We start from the raw sequence: 18,388 nt of genomic DNA, 5'->3' as shown, positions 1-18,388 counted from the left end.
GCCTGCTCGCGAAAGCGATCTGTCAGCCACATCGATATTGGATGTGCCATCGCCTTCGCGAGCAGGCTCGCTCCCACAGGGGATCTGCGGCGCTCCCTGCATTTGTGTCGCCACTGTTCCCGTGAAGCGACGATACAGGCAAGATGAAGGCCTGCAAGTCAGAACACAGGATGCTGATCGTGACCGAAGCTTTTATTGTCGTTCAAACCGCCGAGCAAGCTGTAGACCGGCTTGCGCTCTTGCACAATCGTGCAACCACCGCTCTGAGCCAGGCGCTCAAGCGTTATCTCAAGGATCGTGTCGAGCCGGACGCCGAACAGCGGGCAATGTTTCGTTATCCCGAACTGCGTCTGACCTACCACTGCCAGGGCGAAGTCCCGCAGACCACGCGGGCCTACGCCAAGGTCCAGTTGCCAGGCACCTACAGCGTCACCGTCACCCATCCCGCTGCCTTCCGTAAATACCTGCTGGAGCAACTCGTGCCGTTGATGCACGACTTCACCGTGACCGTGGAGGTCGGTGTCAGCCAGCAGAACATTCCTTATCCATACGTGGTCGAGCAGGGCGATGAGTTGGCCGGCTCCGGTGTCACCGCCGCCGTGCTGGCGCGGGTGTTCCCGAGCACCGACCTGTCGGCGGCGACCGACGGTATTGCCGACGGCTTGTACGATTGGGAAAACACCGATCCGCTGCCCTTGGCGCTGTTCGATGCCGCCCGGGTGGATTTTTCCCTGCGCCGTCTGGTGCATTACACCGGTAGCGACTGGCGGCATGTGCAGCCATGGATCCTGCTGACCAACTATCACCGTTACGTCGACCAGTTCATCGTCCATGGCCTGGAGCAACTGCGCAAAGATCCGCGCTTCGTGCGCATGGTGCTGCCGGGTAATGTAATCATCGAAAAGAGCATGGATCACGGTGAAGCCTCGGCGATTGCCGCAGGTGTGGTCTGGCATCGCTACCAGATGCCGGCCTACCACCTGATTGCTACTGATGGCCACGGCGTGACCCTGGTCAATATCGGCGTCGGCCCGTCCAACGCCAAGAACATCACCGACCACCTGGCGGTACTGCGTCCGCATTGCTGGCTGATGATCGGCCACTGCGGTGGGTTGCGTCAGTCCCAGACCATTGGCGACTACGTGCTGGCCCACGCCTATATGCGCCGTGACGGCATTCTCGACCGGGTCGTGCCGCCAAATATTCCGATTCCGGCCTTGGCCGAAGTGCAGCTCGCACTGCAACAGGCGGCGGCCAACATCACCGGCGAGAAGGGCGACGAGCTGAAAAAGCGCCTGCGTACCGGCACCGTACTGACTTACGACGACCGTAACTGGGAGCTGCGCTGGGCTCAGGAGCGGCCGTTGATCAACTTGTCCCGCGCCGTGGCAGTGGACATGGAAAGCGGTACGATCGCGGCCCAGGGTTATCGCTTGCGGGTGCCTTACGGCACGTTGCTTTGTGTGTCGGACAAGCCCCTGCACAGCGAAATCAAGTTGCCTGGCTCAGCCAACGCCTTTTATGAGCGCGCGGTCAGCCAGCACCTGAAAATCGGTATCGAAGCCGTGGACTTGTTGCGCACAGAGCTCAACTCGTTGCACTCGCGCAAACTGCGCAGCTTCGACGAGCCGCCGTTCCGCTGATTTGGCGATGGTCATTTAACGGTCGGGCTACTAGCATTAGCAGCCCTGACCGTTAGATGTTCCTTCACCATGTCCCGTGTGCAACGTCCTGTTTCCCGCCGCCCTGGCGCAAAGCCATCCCCAGCAGCCCCGCGCCGTGTCGCCAAGGCGCCTCCCGCTGCGCCCAGGCTGATCCTGTTCAACAAACCCTTCGATGTGCTGACGCAATTCAGTGACGCAGAAGGGCGCGCGACCCTCAAGGACTACATCGATGTCCCGGGGATCTACCCCGCAGGACGGCTGGACCGCGACAGCGAAGGTCTACTGCTGCTGACCAACGACGGCCAGCTCCAGGCACGCATCGCCGACCCGAAACACAAACTGGCCAAGACCTACTGGGTGCAGGTTGAAGGCGAGCCGAGTGCCGAACAGTTGCAGCGCTTGCGTGACGGTGTCGAATTGAACGATGGCATGACCTTGCCTGCGCAGGCGCGGCAACTGGATGAGCCGCCGTTGTGGCCGCGTAACCCGCCGGTACGCTTTCGTAAAAGTGTGCCGACCAGTTGGCTGGAACTGGTGATTCGCGAGGGTCGCAATCGGCAGGTGCGGCGGATGACGGCGGCGGTCGGGTTGCCGACGTTGCGGTTGGTGCGTGTCAGGATCGGCGACTGGACGATCGAAGGGCTCGATCAGGGCCAGTGGAAGGAAGTGCCAGCGCGCTTATAAAGTGCCGGATTCGATCAGGCCAATGACCACGCTCTTGATCACAAATGCAGCAACGCCAAGGCCCAGCACGAAAAACAGAATAAACGAGCCAAACCGTCCGGCCTTGGACTTCTTCGCCAGATCCCAGACGATGAAACCCATGAAAATGATCAGGATGCTGACCAGGCCGGTCATCATCCACTCTTCGAAAACTGCAGGATCCATTGAACATCTCCGCGCGGGCGAGGCTAAAAGGGCGCGGCGAGTATACGTCAATGGATGTTGGCAATGAGTTGACCTGCGGCAGCGTGTCGCAGCTATTCGTCGCCCGACCTGCTCTCGTAGGAGCTGCCGAAGGCTGCGATCTTTTGATTTTGCTTTTAATAAACAAGATCAAAAGATCGCAGCCTTCGGCAGCTCCTACAGAAGCAGTTCAGCTGCGCAGATGAGTGAGCGGTAACTCAGTGCTGTTTAAAACCTGATTGAGCACAAAACTCGAGCGCACACTGGTCACCCCTTCAATTCGCGTCAAATGCCCCAGCAGCAATTTCTGGTAATGGTCCATGTCCGGCACCACGACCTTGAGTTGATAATCGGCATCCATCCCGGTCACCAGGCTGCACTCCAGCACCTGCGGCAAGGTGCGAATGGCGGCCTCGAAGTTTTCGAATCGTTCCGGCGTGTGCCGATCCATGCCGATGAGCACATACGCCGTCAGGCTCAGGCCAAGCATCTTACGGTCGAGCAGGGCGACCTGGCGGGTAATGTAGCCGTCGTCTTCCAGTTGCTTGACCCGCCGCGAGCAGGGGGAGGGCGACAGGCCAATGCGTTCGGCCAACTCCTGATTGGAGATGCGCGCATCGCGCTGCAATTCAGCCAAAATGCTCAGGTCATATCGGTCAAGTTTGCTCATCGAACGGTCCCTTGTCATAACTATTGCGACAGATTATCTATCCAGGGTTAAAAATTGCGCAAGTGATGTTTATTTGAGCAATATTCGCAATCCTCTGCCGGTGCTCCGGGCCTATTCTTATCACCAGAATCACTGCTCGGACAAACAGTCCAATGCGGCCCGCCGAATCAGGCCCGCCGCGGTCGCCACCCCCACAGGGGATGTGCTGGCCCCCGAGCTGCACACTGTCCAGAAGACGGCGTGAGGTGAGCCGACGTCAAAAGCGTCGAGCACGGACGAAGTTCTCAAGGGGAGGCCGACGGGTCTCCCCTTTTTCTTGCCTGTCATTTGGCACCCGCCCTCAATAAATAAGTTCCGCGACTGATAACCTGTTGCAGAACCGGCCTGTGCATTTCCAGTCTTACCTACAGGCCCTGACCCGTATAGAGGAAAAGCATGAGATTGCGCATCTGGCGGTTGGCCGGTGTTGGGCTGTTGTGTGTCAGTGTCACCGCGCAATCGCTGGCCGACCAGCCGCAAAACCGCGGTCCGGATGGCGGACAACACGAGGGCGGTGGCCATCAGGGCCATGCTGGCAACAACCCGCCGCGTCCGCAAAATGGCCAGCAACCGAATCAGCACAACGGCCAGAACCAAAATCAAGACAACGGCCAATGGCAGACCCGTCCAGCGCCGGACTACAACAGCCGGGTGCGTTCGCCGCCACCACCGCCGCAACTGCCGGCCAATGACCTGCCCATCCAGCCACGACCCGACACCGTGCAACAGACCCAACAGCCTCGGCGTGGTTACTATCAGGACGAGCCGCGGCGCAACGATCCCAACCCGCACTGGAATGGCTATATCGGCGCACCTTCCAACGACAGCAACCAGTGGCAGGGCCGTCCCAGTGGCCACGGCAACGGTTGGGGCCCCGGCCCGCAGTATCGTCCGGGGCACGTGATCGACCGCTTCCCGGATCGCGACTACCGTGTGCCCTATGGGGGCCGGGATTACTACTACTCCGGCGGCTACTGGTATCGCCCGCAAGGCCCGCGCTATGTGGTGGTTCAGCCGCCGCGCGGGATTCGCGTCCAGTACCTGCCTGATTATGCCCGTGAGGTCTGGATCGATGGCTCATTGCTGTTCCTGGTAGCCGGCGCCTACTACGCCTATCAGGAAAACACTCAGGACTACAGGGTGGTCGAGCCGCCTGGCCAGCCGTTGGCCACCGGCAATGGTTACGACGTGGAGGCTTATCCGGCCAACGGCCAGTCACCGGAGCAGATCAACCAGGATGGATACGATTGCTATCGCTGGGCGGTCGAGCAGAGTGGTTTTGATCCGAGGGTCGACACCTGGCAACCGGACCCGGCGGTGGTGCAGGCCTACCGCCAGGCCCAGGGTGGTTGCCTGGATGGTCGCGGTTATCGGGTGACGTTCTGAGCACCGGCCTTGACGACTTCCTGCGGATCGGCGTGCACCAGCACTTCGGCCCGCGGGTAGGCGGCGTGAATGGCGTCGGCGGCCTGGTCGCTGATGCCATGGGCGACTGACAGGGTCAGTTCCCCCGGCAACTCCAAGTGCAGCTGCACAAACCACTGGTTGCCGGAAATCCGCGTGCGCAAATCATGGGCGCCCAGTACCCCCGGTACTCCGCAGGCCAGCTCCAGCATGTGCTGGCTGACATCCGGCGGCAGCTCCTCATCCATCAAGACCGCAAAGCTTTCCCGAGCGATCGTCACCGCGCTCCAGAAGATGTAGGCGGCAATGCCCAGGCCGAACCACGGGTCGACCTGATGCCAGCCAAACCCGGCCAGCACCAGCGCCACCAGGATGCTGCCATTGAGCAGCAGGTCCGAACGGTAATGCAGGGAGTCGGCGCGCACCGCGTTGGAGCCGGTGGCCTTGACCACGCGATGCTGCACCATCAGCAGCGCCAGGGTCAGGCCCAGCGAGAACACGATCACCCCGATGCTGATCCACGGTGCACCCACCGGTTCCGGATGCTTGAGCCGATCCCATGCCTGTAGCGCAATCAACACCGCACTGCCGCCGATAAACAGCGCCTGGGCCATGCCGGCCAATGACTCGGCCTTGCCATGCCCGTAGCGATGGTCGTCGTCGGCCGGGCGCAAGGCGTAGTGCACGGCCAGCAGGTTGAGCAGCGAAGTCACGCCGTCAAGCGCCGAGTCGGTCAACCCGGCGAGCATGCTCACCGAGCCGCTCAGCCACCAGGCGATGGCTTTGGCGACGATCAGTGTGCAAGCCACCGCCACCGAGGCACGGGTTGCCAGCCGCAGCAGGCGGGCGTGTTCGACGCTTGAGATCATGGGTGCGGATTTTCCTTATCGTGCCCCGATTACGCGGCGGGTTGCAGGCCGAACATGGCCAGTTGCTGGGCGCTGCCCTTGTGCTGGATCAGGCGTGGATCGTCCAGCGGCAAGCTGCGGCCCGTTTCACGCTCCAGGATGGTCTGCAACTTGAGGTTATCGACCTTGCCGTCGGCACCGATGGCTTCCTTGAGTTTTTCCGGCGCCACCTGTGCGGTTTCGCCCGGTGCGTAGTAAATCGCGCCGGTGGCGAAATCCACGGCGAACGCGATCAGGCCGGGGATGATATAGAACAGCAGGCCCACGGCATCGAGCACGGCAATGGCCGGGTCGATCTTGCCGTCGATCTGGCCACGGCGATCAGGGTAGAAAATCGAACCGCATGCGGTGATCTGCGTTAGCAGGGTCGCGATCAATACACCGCCAATCAGGCGAAAGGGAACACGCATGTGAAATCTCCTGGGTAATTTCAAAACGAAGCGTAGTCGGTAGAAATTAAGACCCTGACGAACGCCCCGCAGTTCGCCGTTATACTCGCCGCTCTGTTTGGGAGCCAGCATGATTTCTTTGCCGATTGATGAAGTTTTACCCGCTCTGCGTGAAGCCCTCGCTGCACGCCACGAAGCCGTGCTCGAAGCACCGCCCGGTGCCGGTAAGACCACCCGTGTGCCCTTGGCCTTGCTGGATGAGCCGTGGCTGGCCGGGCAGACCATCCTGATGCTCGAACCGCGCCGCCTGGCCGCGCGGGCGGCAGCGGAGCGCCTGGCCAGTGAGCTGGGCGAGAAGGTCGGCGAAACCGTGGGTTATCGCATCCGGCTCGACAGTAAGGTCGGCCCCAACACCCGAATCGAAGTGGTTACCGAGGGTATTCTCACCCGGCGTTTGCAGGACGATCCGGCGCTCGAGGGCGTGGGCCTGTTGATCTTCGACGAGTTCCACGAACGCAGTCTCGACGCCGACCTGGCGCTGGCCTTGAGCCTCAATGGCCGGGAACTGTTCCGTGACGATCAGCCGCTGAAAATCCTCTTGATGTCGGCCACCCTGGAAGGCGAACGGCTGGCCGGATTGCTCGACGACGCGCCGATCCTGCGCAGCGAAGGGCGCATGTACCCGGTGGCAATGCGCTGGGGCCGGCCATTCCAGGCAGGCGAATTCATCGAGCCACGGCTGGTTCAGACCATTCTCGAAGCCTTGAGCGACGAAACCGGCAGCGTGCTGGTGTTCCTGCCGGGGCAGGCCGAGATCCGTCGCGTGCATCAACAACTGGCCGATGCGCTGGGCGATAACACGCAAATCCTGCTCTGCCCATTACACGGTGAACTGGACCTCGCCGCGCAACGGGCGGCGATTGATCCGGCGCCGCCGGGTCAACGCAAAGTGGTGCTGGCCACCAACATCGCCGAGACCAGCCTGACCATCAATGGCGTGCGGGTGGTGATCGACGCCGGGTTGGCGCGGGTGCCGCGCTTCGATCCCGGCAGCGGCATGACCCGTCTCGATACACAACGGATTTCCAAAGCCAGTGCTACCCAGCGTGCGGGCCGGGCAGGGCGACTGGAACCGGGTGTGTGCTATCGCTTGTGGTCGCAGGATCAGCACGAACAATTGGCGGCTTATGGCAGTGCGGAAATTCTTTCGGCGGATCTCGCCGGGTTGGCGCTGCAGCTGGGGCGTTGGGGCGTGACACCGGGCCAGTTGGTTTGGCTTGATGTACCCCCGGCAGCCGCTTATGCACAAGCTCAGGACTTGCTGGTTCGTCTGGGCGCGCTGGAGGGCGAAGCACTGACACGCCATGGTCAGGCCATGGCCGAGCTGCCAGCGCATCCTCGTATCGCGCACCTGTTGTTACGTGGACAGGCGCTCGGCTTGGCGGACATGGCTTGCGATGTCGCGGCCTTGCTCGGCGAGCGCGATATCCTGCGTGGCGCCGGTGCCGACTTGCACAGCCGATTGGCGCTGTTGTCCGGCGAAGCGCGCGGCGCTCGTGGCGCCCAGGGTGGCGTACAACGGGCCCGGCAACTGGCGCGGCAATATCGCGGTTATCTGCGCGCCAAGGCGTCGGAGCCGGTCGCCGATCCAGATCATCCACGCTGGCTCGGTGCGCTGCTGGCCTTGGCCTATCCCGACCGCGTCGCCCAACAGCGCCGTGCCGGCGGTGCCGAGTATCGCCTGGCCAACGGTCGCGCCGCGCTGTTCGCCGAGGCCGACAGCCTGATGAAGCAGCCGTGGCTGGTGATCGCCGATCTCGGCAGCCGTCAGGGCCAGCGTGAGGAGCGGATTTATCTGGCGGCGGATTTCGATCCGGCGTTGTTCGACTCGGTACTGGCCGAACAGGTGCGATGCGTCGATCAGCTGGATTGGGATGAGCGCGAAGGTGTGCTGCGGGCCGAGCGCCAACGCAAGGTGGGCGAGCTCATCCTCAGCCGCGAACCGCTAACCGGTCTCGATGAAGCCGCCCGCAGCCAGGCGCTGGTCAACCTGGTGCGACGCAAAGGCCTGGAGCTGCTGCCGTGGACTCCGGAGTTGCGCCAGTGGCAGGCACGGGTGGCGTTATTGCGCCAGCTGGACCTGGGTGGAAAGGGCGAAAGCGATTGGCCAGATGTCAGCGATGCTGCGCTGCTGAACACCCTTGAGCATTGGCTGATGCCGTATCTGGGCAAAGTCTCGCGCCTCAGTCATTTCGCCAATCTCGACCTCTCGAGCATCGTTCACAACCTGTTGCCATGGCCGCTGCCACAACGCTTGGACGAGTTGGCGCCGCACCACCTGAGCGTGCCATCGGGTTCATCGATTCGTCTGGATTACAGCGAGCAGCCGCCGATTCTGGCCGTGCGCTTGCAGGAGCTGTTCGGCCTGGCCGAAACCCCACGCATCGCCGGTGGCCGGCAGGTGGTCAAGTTGCATTTGCTGTCCCCGGCGCGAAGGCCCGTGCAGGTGACCCAGGACCTGGCGAACTTCTGGCGCAGCACTTACGCCGAGGTGAAAAAAGACCTCAAGGGACGCTACCCGAAACATTACTGGCCGGACGACCCGCTGGTGGCCGAAGCCACGGCACGGATCAAGCCGCGCAAGCCATGACGCCGCGATCTACGGCGCGGCGGGCAGCAGGAACCGTGCAATCACCGGCAGATGATCGGAGATGCGCAGGGTATCGTCTTGCCGCACCGTCGCCTCGACCCGTTTGATTCGCGGGCTGTAGAACAGATAGTCGACGGTCCGGTCCGGGCCGTTCAAGCCGGTATCGTTGGGGTAATGGGTCAGCCAGCGCGCGCGGTCGATGCCACTGGATTCGTTGTTGGTGGGAATCATCGGGTACTTGTCCCACAACAGATGCAGGGCGCTGTCGGCGGAGTAGGGGGTGCGCTGTTCGCTGGGCAGGCGCTGGTATTGCCCCAGTGGCAGCAGGTTGAAGTCGCCACCGATCAGCCAGGGCGTGCCGCGGCTTTCGAACTTATCGAGAACCTTGGCCACGGCCGCGATCTGTGCCTGCAGCGTCTCGTCAGGTTGGGTCGCTCGCTCCAGATGGGTATTGAGGACGGCGAGCTGGCCGCCGTCGCTCAATGGCAGGTACGTCACCAGCAAGGCGTTTTTCGGCTGGAACTGGCGACTGATCGGGTTGGCCGATGCGATGGGCAATTGCAGGCGTTCGGCGTGCTCGATCCGATAGCGACTCAGGGTCGCCAGTTGCCGGCCGACGCTGCCGAAAATGTGCGGGTTGGGCACGAAGTCAGCCTTCCAGTCGAAGGCATGGGCGCTGCACGGATACAGGTCGGCGAGCCGCTCCTGCAGCAGTTTGAGCTGGTTCTGGTAATCGCTGGCTTTGGCGCCGTCATCGAGTTCCTGCAGCAGCACGACATCCGGCTGCTCGTCGCGGATCACTCGCGCCACTTCGTCGAGGCTGAAGGCCATGTCTTCCGGTGTTGGGGAATCGTCGTTGCCGGCGGCCAGGTCATTCCAGAAGACATAGCGCTTGCCCGCCAGGTACTGGACGTTCCAGGTCATGACCTTCAGTGCCTGGCCGGGTGCCAGCCCTGGCGCTTGAGTACTGCACGCGACCGGCGCTATTTCCCTGGCTTCGGGGCGCCAGGTCAGGCTGTACGTCATTACGCAGACTACGCCGATGACGATCAACAGTCCCAGCAAGGTGTAGCGCAGTAGTCGGGTCATGGCTCGGCTTATCGCGTTACGGAAGTTGCCTCCGAGCATACCCGACTGACGAGCGGTCGCCCACGGTCAACGTGGTCCATCGATTTTTTCCGGTACTTCGCTGATCAGCATGAACAGGCGGAACAGCACCACGCTGGTGAACAGTTGCAAGAAACTGTGGGCACTGTCGATCAGCATTGAGATAGCCGGGTTTTGCGGCTCAGGGTACGCCGCCAACGTTGCACCCTTGAGCAACCACAACGGCCCCATTACACACAGGATGCACACCAGGATGCGCATGAAGTGGCCACGGGTCAGGCGCAGGCTTTCCTTCATGGCCTGCAATGGCGCCAAGCCACGCAGCACCAGCAGGTACTCGCCGAAAGCCAGGGTCACCATCAGCCAGATGCCCGGCAGGAAGTACAGCGACAAGCCCAGCAGGATCAGCAATGTGTTCAGGGCGGTCAGCAAGGCGAAACGCGGCCACAGATAGGCGGACCTCGACAGCAGCTCGCGGTTACTGGGCGATTCGCCTCGGCTGCGGGCATCGAGGAACAGGATCAGGGCGGCGGTGTACAACGGATAGACCAGCAAGCCGACGATCACACTGATACCGGGGAAACTGTCCGGCTCGGTGGAATGGTCGACCACTTGTTGCAACAGGGCCTCGATGATCACCAGTGGCAGGCACAGCTGCACGATCTGGCCCAGATTGCGTTTGAAGAAATACAAGGAGTCACGCAGTACATCGAACGGATTCATCGGTTGGTATCGCTGGTTGAAAGCAGTGGCCCACTTTAACCGATGATGCGCGGGAGGGCGCAAACGTAAACGTTCGGTAAAGCTCATTGAAACAACTTGTTTCAGCCTCCATTAAGGTCGAGCGCCTTATCCTCTATGGGCAAAGGCAACGATTTTCCCGGCAATCTACGAGGTCGCCATGAACAGCGAAGAACAAACCCTGATCGATGGACTGTTTTCCCGGCTGCAACAGGCCGAGACGGACTCAGCCCCGCGCGACGCCCAAGCCGAGGCGCGGATCAAGGAACACCTGGTGCGCCAACCGGCGGCCGGTTATTTCATGACCCAAGCGATTCTGGTGCAGGAGGCGGCGATCAAGAGCCTCGACGGGCAGAACCAGCAGCTGACTGCGCAAATCCAGAAATTGCAGGCCGAACTGCAGCAAGCCAAGGCGCAAACGCCGGCCCCTGCGTCGAGCGGCGGCTTTTTGTCGAGCATTTTTGGTGGTAGTTCGCAGCCTGCGCCCACGCAAAGTGCGTCGGTGTCTGGCGGTGGTGGCTGGCGCGAGCCGGCGCGGCCTTCGTTCAACACGCCGCCGCAACAGAGCTTCGGTGCATCTCCACAGCAGGGCTATGCACCCCAGCAACAGGCCCCCGCAGCGAGTAGCGGCTTTCTCGGTGGGGCGCTGAAGACCGCGGCCGGTGTGGCGGGTGGCGTGATGCTGGCACAAGGCATCAGCAGTCTGTTCCACCACAACCAGGCACCGCAGGAAGTCGTCGAAGTCATCAAGGAAGAACCGGCCCAGGTCAACGACCAGGGCAACAATGGCTGGGGCGATGACCAGCGCATGGCTGGCAATGAGCCCTATGCCAACGACCAGGGCGGTTTTGCCGATGCTGACTACAACGATGACAGCTCATCGTTCTTTGGCGGCGACGACGACTCCTTCGTCTGATTCACCATTCGTCCGGGGCGCTGCGGCGCTTCGGGCCGATTATTCGCGAAACTCTGCTTTTGGCTGGCATACTGGGCGACTTTTCGGGCCTGGTGCCTGATCCTGCCTGCGCTTTATCGAGGTGTCCGGTGAAAAAAATCGCAGTGTTCGCCGATGTCCAGAACCTCTACTACACCGTACGCCAGGCTTATGGCTGCCACTTCAACTATGCCGCGTTGTGGGCTGATATCAGCAAGCAAGGCGAAATTGTCGAGGCCTACGCCTACGCGATCGATCGTGGCGACAGCAAACAGCAGCAGTTCCAGCAGATCCTGCGCAACCTTGGTTTTACCGTGAAGCTCAAGCCCTATATCCAGCGCAGCGACGGCTCGGCGAAGGGCGACTGGGACGTGGGTATCACCCTCGACATCATGGACGCGGCCGACCATGTCGATGAAGTGGTGCTGGCCTCTGGCGACGGTGATTTCGACATGCTGCTGGAACGCATCATCAGCAAGCACGGCGTGCAAGCGGTGGCCTACGGCGTACCGGGCCTGACGGCCAACTCGCTGATCCGCGCCGCCAGCCGCTACGTGCCGATCGAAGGCGCGTTGCTGCTCAAGAATTGATTTTTACGGAGTTCAAACAGGTTTGGAACGCATAGCAGTCATCGACTTTGAAACCACCGGGATCTCTCCGAGCAGCAGTTGCCGGGCCACGGAAATTGCCGTGGTGATCCTTGAACAAGGGCGCATCGTCGAGCGTTACCAGAGCCTGATGAACGCCGGCGTGCGCGTCCCGGGCTTCATCGAACAACTGACCGGAATCAGCAACGCCATGCTGCGCACCGCGCCTTCGGCCGAGCAGGTGATGAACGAGGTCAACGAGTTTGTCGGCACCACGCCATTGCTGGCCCATAACGCCGCGTTCGACCAGAAGTTCTGGGACTTCGAACTGGGGCGGATCAAACGCACGCGCCTGCAGAACTTTGCCTGCTCACTGTTGCTGGCCCGACGCCTGATGCCTGCGGCACCTAACCACAAGCTCGGCACCCTCACCACCTTCGCCAACCTGCCCCACACCGGCAAGGCTCACCGGGCTATGGCCGATGCCGAAATGGCGGCTAACCTGACGGTGCACCTGGCCGAAGAACTGCGGCACAGGCATGGCCTGAGCGAGCTGTCCCATGATCTGTTGTGCAAATTGCAGAAAGTGCCGGCGGCGAAGGTGGGCGAACACCTCAAGCGCTGCCGCTGATTCCGAACACACCACTATTCAAATGTGGGAGCGGGCTTGCTCGCGAAAGCGATAGATCAGTCAATATCAGTGTTGAATGATCAACCGCTTTCGCGAGCAAGCCCGCTCCCACACTCGACCGCAATCGACTTCAGACCGGCTTCATTTCCAACTGCCCCAACGGCACCCGCTTCTCTATCGCACTCGACAACACGATCGACGTCTTGCTGAAGCCAAACGTGGCAATCCGGTTGATCAACTCTTCCAGCTCAGGCATCGACCCCACCGCCGCTTGCATGATCACGCAAGGATCACCAGTCACGCGGTGGCATTCAGTCAGTTGCGGGATCTTGATCAGGTCGTCGTAGGCTTTCTGGTTGCCGTGCTGGTTCAGGCGCAGTTCAATCACACACTGGATCGGCAGGCCGAGCTTGGCCATGTCGACTTTCGCCTGGTAACCGGTAATCACGCCGCTGGCTTCGAGTTTGGCCACGCGTTCGGCCACGGCCGGGGCGGAAAGGTTGACCTTGCGCGCGAGGTCGGCGTAGGACGCGCGTCCGTTTTCCAGCAGGGCGCTGAGCAGCATGCGGTCGTACTTATCCATCGAGGCAGCTCCTGAAAATGACCGACTTTCGAAAGCACGGTTTATAGCGCTGAACTCCGTGTTTTGAAAAGTGTACCGGCGGTTTAAACAGGTTTTGTAACTTATTTTCCAGCGTTAGCCTTTCTAGAATAGCCGTTCACCTGTTCTGCCTGTGAGCTGCCCATCATGTCCGGCCTACGTCGCTTCCCCTTACCGTTGATCGCTGCCTTTTTCGCGCTGTACGTGATTTGGGGCTCGACCTACCTGGTGATCCGCATCGGTGTGGAGTACTGGCCGCCCTTGCTGCTCGCCGGCATTCGCTTCGTGATCGCTGGGAGCCTGATGTACGCCTACCTGCGCTGGCGCGGGGCGCCAGCGCCGACCTGGGCACAATGGAAAGCTGCGGGGATCATCGGCGTATTGTTGCTGGCGTGCGGCAACGGTGCGGTCAGCGTGGCCGAGCACACGGGCGTGGCTTCCGGCGTGGCCGCGCTGGCGGTGGCGACGGTGCCGCTGTTTACCTTGCTCTGTGGCTATTTCTGGGGCGCGCGTAATACCCGTCTTGAATGGGCGGGTGTTGCACTCGGGATGATTGGCATCGTCATGCTTAATCTCGGCTCCAACCTGCAATCGAGTCCTTTGGGAGCGGCATTACTGATCTTTGCCGCGGCAACCTGGGCATTCGGCTCAGTGTGGAGCAAACACTTGCCGTTGCCTCAAGGCGCAATGGCCAGTGCCGTGGAAATGCTGGTGGGTGGCGTGGTATTGCTGATCGGCAGTGCGGTAAGCGGCGAGCACCTGGAGCAGGTCCCGCCCATCGAGGGTTGGGCAGCGCTGGCGTACTTGACCGTGTTCGGCTCGATCATTGCCTTCAACGCCTACATGTATCTGCTCAAGCATGTGCGTCCGGCGGCGGCCACCAGTTATGCCTACGTCAACCCGGCGGTGGCCGTGTTGCTGGGGATCGTGTTTGTCGGAGAAACCATTGGCATCGAAGAAGCATTGGCCATGTTGGTGATCATCAGTGCCGTGGTGCTGATTGGCCTGCCGCAGTGGCGTCGCACACCGGAGCGGCCAGTGGTGAAGTTGGAGCCGACGGCGGTGCCGACAGAATCCCGTGTGAATTAGGGTAAACTGCGCGCCATTGCAAACATGTTTCGCGTAATCGCGCTGATTTTTCCTACGGTACTCCCATGACTTTCGCCACCCTTGGCCTGATCGAACCCTTGCTGCGCTCCCTTGAGACGCTCGGCTACCAGACTCCGACGCCAGTTCAGGCGCAAGCCATTCCGGCGGTGCTGGCCGGTCGCGACCTGATGGCCGCCGCCCAGACCGGCACCGGCAAGACCGCCGGTTTCGCGCTGCCACTGCTGCAGTTGCTGGCCATGGAAGGGCCGAAAGTCACCGCCAACTCGGTGCGTGCGCTGATTCTGGTGCCGACCCGAGAGCTGGCCGAGCAGGTTCACGAAGCGGTTCGCCAATACGCCGAGAACCTGCCGTTGCGCACCTACGCGGTGTACGGTGGCGTCAGTATCAACCCGCAAATGATGAAGCTGCGCAGCGGCGTCGACTTGTTGGTGGCGACCCCGGGCCGTTTGCTCGACCTGTTCCGCCAGAACGCACTGAAGTTCAATCAGCTGCAAACCCTGGTGCTGGACGAGGCCGATCGCATGCTCGACCTGGGTTTCTCCGAGGAACTGGCGAATATCTATCGGGCACTGCCCAAGAAGCGCCAGACGTTGCTGTTCTCCGCCACGTTCTCCGACGACATTCGCCTGCTGGCCGGGCAAATGCTCAATGACCCGCTGAGTATCGAAGTCAGCCCGCGCAACGTTGCCGCCAATACGGTCAAGCAATGGATCGTGACGGTGGACAAGAAGCGCAAGCCGGAGCTGTTTGTGCACTTGATGCGCAAGGGCAAGTGGAAGCAGGTGCTGGTGTTCGCCAAGACCCGCAACGGCGTGGACGCGCTGGTGGAAAAACTCCAGGGCCTGGGCATCAACGCCGATGGCATCCACGGCGACAAGCCGCAGGCGACCCGTCAGCGCGCGCTGGACCGCTTCAAGCTCAGTGAAGTGCAGATACTGGTCGCCACCGATGTCGCGGCCCGCGGCCTGGATATCGAAGACCTGCCGTTGGTGGTCAACTTCGATTTGCCGATCGTGGCCGAGGATTACATCCACCGTATCGGTCGCACCGGGCGTGCCGGCTCCACGGGCGAGGCGATTTCCCTGGTGTGCGCCGATGAAGTGAATCTGCTGTCGGCCATCGAGATGTTGACCCGCCAGACGCTCAAGCGTCAGAACGAACCGGACTTCGAGCCAGAGCATCGCGTGCCGGACACCGACGCCAGTGGTCAGGTAATCAAGAAGCCGAAGAAACCGAAGAAGCCAAAAACGTCGGGTGGTGGCGGTAAGCGCAATCTCGGCAAGTGGGTCGATAGCGGGGAGGCTGCGCCAGCGGAGCCTTCGATCAAGCCTGTGCGCAAAGTGCCGGTGTTCAACACTGGGCCGCGTAAGCGTAAGCCTTGATTAGCGGCGGCGTCTGTTAGGCCGCCTTCGTCGGAGCGCCGCCCGGAGCTAGCTCGCTCCCACATTGATCTTCTGTGAACACTGTATTTGTGTACGACACAGACCCATTGTGGGAGCGAGCCTGCTCGCGAAGGGCGCGCCCTGGTCTTCAGCCCTTGCGCTGCAACCACTCCACCATCCCCAATCCCGCCGCACGCCCACTGGCGAAACACGCCGTCAGCAGATAGCCGCCCGTTGGCGCTTCCCAATCGAGCATTTCCCCCGCGCAGAAAACCCCAGGCATTTGCTTGAGCATCAATCGTTCATCCATCGACTCGAACTTCACACCGCCCGCGCTGCTGATGGCTTCGTCCAATGGTCGGGTCTTCACCAGGGTTAGGGGCAACGCCTTGATCGTTTTGGCCAGCAATGCCATGTCGGTAAAGGTTTCGGCAGATGTCAGCTCCCGCAACAACGCCGCTTTCACCCCATCGATGCCCAACTGACTGTGCAAATGTTTAGCCATCGAGCGTGAGCCGCGCGACTTGCTCAGTGCAGCCTGGATTTTATCCACAGGCCGGCCTGGCAGAAGGTCCAGGTGAATGATCGCCGAGCCGTGCTGGTTGATCGCTTCACGGATCGCTGCCGACAGGGCGTAGATCAGGCTCCCTTCAATCCCGGTCGCAGTGATCACACATTCACCCAGCCTTGGTGCGTCATCATTGAGGCCGATCGCAATGTTTTTCAGCGGCGCACCAGCGAATTTGCTGACCATCAAATCACTCCAGGCCTGCACCTCGAAGCCGCAATTACTTGGCTGCAGCGGCGCGAGTCCTACAGCCTTTTGCTCCAGTGGCAGCATCCACCCGCCGTCCGAACCCAGGCGCGACCAACTGCCGCCACCCAGGGCGAGCAAGGTGGCATCGGCTTGAACGGTTTTTTCGCCATCGGGACAGTCGATGCGCAAACCGCCGCGATCATCCCAGCCGAGCCAGCGGTGGCGGGTGTGGATAACTACGCCGCTGTCGCGCAGGCGTTTGAGCCAGGCACGCAACAGCGGCGCGGCTTTCATGTCAGTGGGGAATACGCGGCCGGAGCTGCCGACGAAGGTGTCGATGCCCAGTCCGTGAATCCACTGGCACAGCGCATCGGCACCGAAGGCGCGCAGCAGCGGCGCAATCTGTGGGGCGCGTTCGGCATAGCGCGAGAGGAAGGCCGGGTAGGCTTCGGAGTGGGTGATGTTCATGCCGCCGACGCCGGCCAGAAGGAATTTTCGCCCCACCGAAGGCATGCCATCGTACAGGTCGACCTTGATCCCGGCCTGGCTCAACACTTCAGCCGCCATCAGCCCGGCGGGGCCGCCGCCGATGATGGCGACATGGGAAGGGGAGGAGGTTGAGGATTGGGTCATGGGGTGCACTGCGGTTTTCGTGAATGAAGCCGGGCATTCTACCAGCCCAGTCCCCGGTGGGAGCGAGCCTGCTCGCGAATGCGTTATGTCAGACGCATCATGGTTGGATGTGCTGCCGCCTTCGCGAGCAGGCTCGCTCCCACAAAGGTTTCGTTGGCGTTATTGAGGCTGGTTAAAAAACAACCACCGCTCCGCAGCCCACACCCCGCATGGTCTGTAGTCCCTTTCACTCAGGTTATCCACAGGCGGTTCCACAGGCATTGTGGGTAAAGCATCCACAACTCAGTGACAGCCTGATGACTGCCAGACCCGCTCGGCGCTGTGATGCAGGATGCCATGGCGGCGGGCGAGGGCCTGGCGGTCCTTGCTGTACCCGCCGCCGATCACGCCGACCACCGGGATATCGCGGCCCAGGCAATGGCGCATGACGGCTTCATCGCGAGCGGCGACGCCTTGGTCTGTCAGCTTCAGGTAACCGAGCGCATCATCCTTATGCACATCGACACCCGCGTCATACAGCACCAGGTCCGGCTGATAGAGGGGCAAGAGGTAGTTGAGCGCATCGTCCACCACTTTCAGGTAATCGGCATCGCCCATGCCGTTGGGAAGCGGGATGTCCCAGTCACTTTCGGCCTTGCGTGTGGGAAAGTTCTTTTCGCAGTGCAGGGAAACGGTCACCGCCTCTGGAGTGTCATGCAGAATACGTGCAGTGCCGTCGCCCTGATGCACGTCGCAGTCGAAGATCAACACCCGATTGACCCGGCCACTCTCCAGCAGGAAACGGCTGATCACCGCCAGGTCGTTGAAGATGCAGAAGCCAGCGGGGTAATCGTAATGCGCATGGTGGGTGCCACCCGCCAGGTGGCAGGCCAGGCCATGTTCCAGCGCCTGCTCCGCCGCCAGCAACGAACCGCCGACCGCGCGCACCGTGCGTCGGGCCAGGGCTTCGCTCCAGGGCAGGCCGAGCCGCCTCTGGTCCTCGCGGGACAAGTCGCCACTCATGTAGCGCTCGATATACGAAGGGTCATGGGCGAGGGCGAGAATGTCCGCCGGGCACAACTGTGGGCGCAGCAGGTCGGCGTCGCGCGTGAGACCGCTGTCCACCAGGTGATCGCGCAGCAGGCGAAACTTGTCCATGGGAAAGCGATGATCCGCCGGGAACTCGGGACTGTAGTCTTCGTGGTAGATCAGCGGCAGTGGCATGATGATTTCGTTGCGCAATGAGTGAAGGATCCTAGCAGCGTTGTAGACTGGCGGCATGGAATTGGGGAGGGA

General features: G+C 61.5%; 18 protein-coding genes. 9 read left to right on the top strand and 9 right to left on the bottom strand.

What is annotated here, in order from left to right:
* The first annotated feature begins 143 nt into the window (after positions 1 to 143).
* A complete protein-coding gene (gene amn / locus PSUM_RS25195; protein ID WP_020798730.1) occupies positions 144 to 1,643 on the top strand; it encodes an AMP nucleosidase in 1,500 nt (499 codons plus the stop codon).
* A gap of 69 nt (positions 1,644 to 1,712) precedes the next feature.
* On the top strand, positions 1,713 to 2,348 hold the full coding sequence (locus PSUM_RS25190; protein WP_020798729.1) for a pseudouridine synthase: 636 nt from the start codon (positions 1,713 to 1,715) through the stop codon (positions 2,346 to 2,348).
* Here PSUM_RS25190 and PSUM_RS25185 read toward each other — a convergent pair.
* Positions 2,343 to 2,552 (bottom strand): DUF2788 domain-containing protein, encoded by a 210-nt coding sequence (locus PSUM_RS25185; RefSeq protein WP_007937369.1) that lies wholly within the window; start codon positions 2,550 to 2,552, stop codon positions 2,343 to 2,345. The genes PSUM_RS25190 and PSUM_RS25185 overlap by 6 nt on opposite strands.
* A gap of 208 nt (positions 2,553 to 2,760) precedes the next feature.
* Positions 2,761 to 3,240, bottom strand: a complete 480-nt coding sequence (locus tag PSUM_RS25180; RefSeq protein WP_007894448.1) for an Lrp/AsnC family transcriptional regulator — start codon at positions 3,238 to 3,240, stop codon at positions 2,761 to 2,763.
* 435 nt (positions 3,241 to 3,675) lie between these two features.
* Here PSUM_RS25180 and PSUM_RS25175 point away from each other — a divergent pair, with 435 nt between their 5' ends.
* Positions 3,676 to 4,665, top strand: coding sequence for a DUF6515 family protein (locus PSUM_RS25175; protein WP_020798727.1), 990 nt, complete (start codon positions 3,676 to 3,678; stop codon positions 4,663 to 4,665).
* On the opposite strand, the gene PSUM_RS25170 is transcribed toward PSUM_RS25175, so the two are convergent.
* Both PSUM_RS25170 and PSUM_RS25165 read right to left on the bottom strand, forming a co-directional pair.
* On the bottom strand, positions 4,647 to 5,552 hold the full coding sequence (locus tag PSUM_RS25170; RefSeq protein WP_020798726.1) for a cation diffusion facilitator family transporter: 906 nt from the start codon (positions 5,550 to 5,552) through the stop codon (positions 4,647 to 4,649). The genes PSUM_RS25175 and PSUM_RS25170 overlap by 19 nt on opposite strands.
* 29 nt (positions 5,553 to 5,581) lie before the next feature.
* Entirely contained in the window at positions 5,582 to 6,001 is a 420-nt protein-coding gene (locus PSUM_RS25165) for a hypothetical protein (protein WP_020798725.1), read from the bottom strand.
* Between the two features lie 109 nt (positions 6,002 to 6,110).
* Between PSUM_RS25165 and hrpB the strand changes: the two genes are divergently transcribed.
* Positions 6,111 to 8,630 (top strand): ATP-dependent helicase HrpB, encoded by a 2,520-nt coding sequence (gene hrpB, locus PSUM_RS25160; protein WP_083349785.1) that lies wholly within the window; start codon positions 6,111 to 6,113, stop codon positions 8,628 to 8,630.
* A gap of 9 nt (positions 8,631 to 8,639) precedes the next feature.
* Here hrpB and PSUM_RS25155 read toward each other — a convergent pair whose 3' ends face one another.
* The gene (locus PSUM_RS25155; RefSeq protein ID WP_033043170.1) at positions 8,640 to 9,719 is read right to left on the bottom strand and encodes an endonuclease/exonuclease/phosphatase family protein; all 1,080 of its coding nucleotides are present in this window, start codon (positions 9,717 to 9,719) and stop codon (positions 8,640 to 8,642) included.
* A gap of 66 nt (positions 9,720 to 9,785) precedes the next feature.
* On the bottom strand, positions 9,786 to 10,460 hold the full coding sequence (locus PSUM_RS25150) for a YciC family protein (RefSeq protein WP_020798722.1): 675 nt from the start codon (positions 10,458 to 10,460) through the stop codon (positions 9,786 to 9,788).
* A 178-nt stretch (positions 10,461 to 10,638) separates the two neighbouring features.
* On the opposite strand from PSUM_RS25150, the gene PSUM_RS25145 reads away from it, so the two are divergent.
* The 3 genes from PSUM_RS25145 to PSUM_RS25135 all read left to right on the top strand — a co-directional run bounded on the left by PSUM_RS25145 (position 10,639) and on the right by PSUM_RS25135 (position 12,630).
* Complete coding sequence (locus PSUM_RS25145) at positions 10,639 to 11,394, top strand: DUF2076 domain-containing protein (RefSeq protein WP_033043172.1); 756 nt, start codon at positions 10,639 to 10,641, stop codon at positions 11,392 to 11,394.
* Between the two features lie 128 nt (positions 11,395 to 11,522).
* Complete coding sequence (locus PSUM_RS25140; RefSeq protein ID WP_007946629.1) at positions 11,523 to 12,002, top strand: LabA-like NYN domain-containing protein; 480 nt, start codon at positions 11,523 to 11,525, stop codon at positions 12,000 to 12,002.
* Between the two features lie 22 nt (positions 12,003 to 12,024).
* Complete coding sequence (locus PSUM_RS25135) at positions 12,025 to 12,630, top strand: 3'-5' exonuclease (RefSeq protein ID WP_033043174.1); 606 nt, start codon at positions 12,025 to 12,027, stop codon at positions 12,628 to 12,630.
* A gap of 130 nt (positions 12,631 to 12,760) precedes the next feature.
* On the opposite strand, the gene PSUM_RS25130 is transcribed toward PSUM_RS25135, so the two are convergent.
* Positions 12,761 to 13,213, bottom strand: a complete 453-nt coding sequence (locus PSUM_RS25130; RefSeq protein WP_033043175.1) for an Lrp/AsnC family transcriptional regulator — start codon at positions 13,211 to 13,213, stop codon at positions 12,761 to 12,763.
* A gap of 165 nt (positions 13,214 to 13,378) precedes the next feature.
* On the opposite strand from PSUM_RS25130, the gene yedA reads away from it, so the two are divergent.
* Positions 13,379 to 14,320: a drug/metabolite exporter YedA gene (gene yedA / locus PSUM_RS25125; RefSeq protein ID WP_020798717.1), complete on the top strand. Its 942-nt coding sequence runs from the start codon at positions 13,379 to 13,381 to the stop codon at positions 14,318 to 14,320.
* 65 nt (positions 14,321 to 14,385) lie between these two features.
* Positions 14,386 to 15,723, top strand: coding sequence for an RNA helicase RhlE1 (rhlE1, locus tag PSUM_RS25120; RefSeq protein ID WP_020798716.1), 1,338 nt, complete (start codon positions 14,386 to 14,388; stop codon positions 15,721 to 15,723).
* A gap of 148 nt (positions 15,724 to 15,871) precedes the next feature.
* Here the strand turns inward: rhlE1 and PSUM_RS25115 are convergent, their stop codons facing one another.
* Together PSUM_RS25115 and PSUM_RS25110 are read right to left on the bottom strand one after the other, a co-directional pair.
* On the bottom strand, positions 15,872 to 17,113 hold the full coding sequence (locus tag PSUM_RS25115; RefSeq protein ID WP_083349784.1) for a TIGR03862 family flavoprotein: 1,242 nt from the start codon (positions 17,111 to 17,113) through the stop codon (positions 15,872 to 15,874).
* Positions 17,114 to 17,395: 282 nt separating this feature from the next.
* Positions 17,396 to 18,316, bottom strand: coding sequence for a histone deacetylase family protein (locus PSUM_RS25110; RefSeq protein WP_083350195.1), 921 nt, complete (start codon positions 18,314 to 18,316; stop codon positions 17,396 to 17,398).
* Positions 18,317 to 18,388: the final 72 nt, after the last annotated feature.

The organism is Pseudomonas umsongensis (assembly GCF_002236105.1).
Taxonomy (GTDB): domain Bacteria; phylum Pseudomonadota; class Gammaproteobacteria; order Pseudomonadales; family Pseudomonadaceae; genus Aquipseudomonas; species Aquipseudomonas umsongensis.
Note: the sequence above shows the minus strand (reverse complement) of the source record. Positions and strands in the feature narration are given on the sequence as shown.

What these genes read in the sequence shown, in the direction of transcription:
- amn (WP_020798730.1), top strand. Translation starts at nt 144, where the DNA reads ATGAAGGCCTGCAAGTCAGAACACAGGATGCTGATCGTGACCGAAGCT.
- PSUM_RS25155 (WP_033043170.1), bottom strand. Translation starts at nt 9,719, where the DNA reads ATGACCCGACTACTGCGCTACACCTTGCTGGGACTGTTGATCGTCATC.
- hrpB (WP_083349785.1), top strand. Translation starts at nt 6,111, where the DNA reads ATGATTTCTTTGCCGATTGATGAAGTTTTACCCGCTCTGCGTGAAGCC.
- rhlE1 (WP_020798716.1), top strand. Translation starts at nt 14,386, where the DNA reads ATGACTTTCGCCACCCTTGGCCTGATCGAACCCTTGCTGCGCTCCCTT.
- PSUM_RS25170 (WP_020798726.1), bottom strand. Translation starts at nt 5,552, where the DNA reads ATGATCTCAAGCGTCGAACACGCCCGCCTGCTGCGGCTGGCAACCCGT.
- PSUM_RS25175 (WP_020798727.1), top strand. Translation starts at nt 3,676, where the DNA reads ATGAGATTGCGCATCTGGCGGTTGGCCGGTGTTGGGCTGTTGTGTGTC.
- PSUM_RS25165 (WP_020798725.1), bottom strand. Translation starts at nt 6,001, where the DNA reads ATGCGTGTTCCCTTTCGCCTGATTGGCGGTGTATTGATCGCGACCCTG.
- PSUM_RS25130 (WP_033043175.1), bottom strand. Translation starts at nt 13,213, where the DNA reads ATGGATAAGTACGACCGCATGCTGCTCAGCGCCCTGCTGGAAAACGGA.
- PSUM_RS25145 (WP_033043172.1), top strand. Translation starts at nt 10,639, where the DNA reads ATGAACAGCGAAGAACAAACCCTGATCGATGGACTGTTTTCCCGGCTG.
- PSUM_RS25185 (WP_007937369.1), bottom strand. Translation starts at nt 2,552, where the DNA reads ATGGATCCTGCAGTTTTCGAAGAGTGGATGATGACCGGCCTGGTCAGC.
- PSUM_RS25150 (WP_020798722.1), bottom strand. Translation starts at nt 10,460, where the DNA reads ATGAATCCGTTCGATGTACTGCGTGACTCCTTGTATTTCTTCAAACGC.
- PSUM_RS25180 (WP_007894448.1), bottom strand. Translation starts at nt 3,240, where the DNA reads ATGAGCAAACTTGACCGATATGACCTGAGCATTTTGGCTGAATTGCAG.
- PSUM_RS25110 (WP_083350195.1), bottom strand. Translation starts at nt 18,316, where the DNA reads ATGCCACTGCCGCTGATCTACCACGAAGACTACAGTCCCGAGTTCCCG.
- PSUM_RS25190 (WP_020798729.1), top strand. Translation starts at nt 1,713, where the DNA reads ATGTCCCGTGTGCAACGTCCTGTTTCCCGCCGCCCTGGCGCAAAGCCA.
- PSUM_RS25115 (WP_083349784.1), bottom strand. Translation starts at nt 17,113, where the DNA reads ATGACCCAATCCTCAACCTCCTCCCCTTCCCATGTCGCCATCATCGGC.
- yedA (WP_020798717.1), top strand. Translation starts at nt 13,379, where the DNA reads ATGTCCGGCCTACGTCGCTTCCCCTTACCGTTGATCGCTGCCTTTTTC.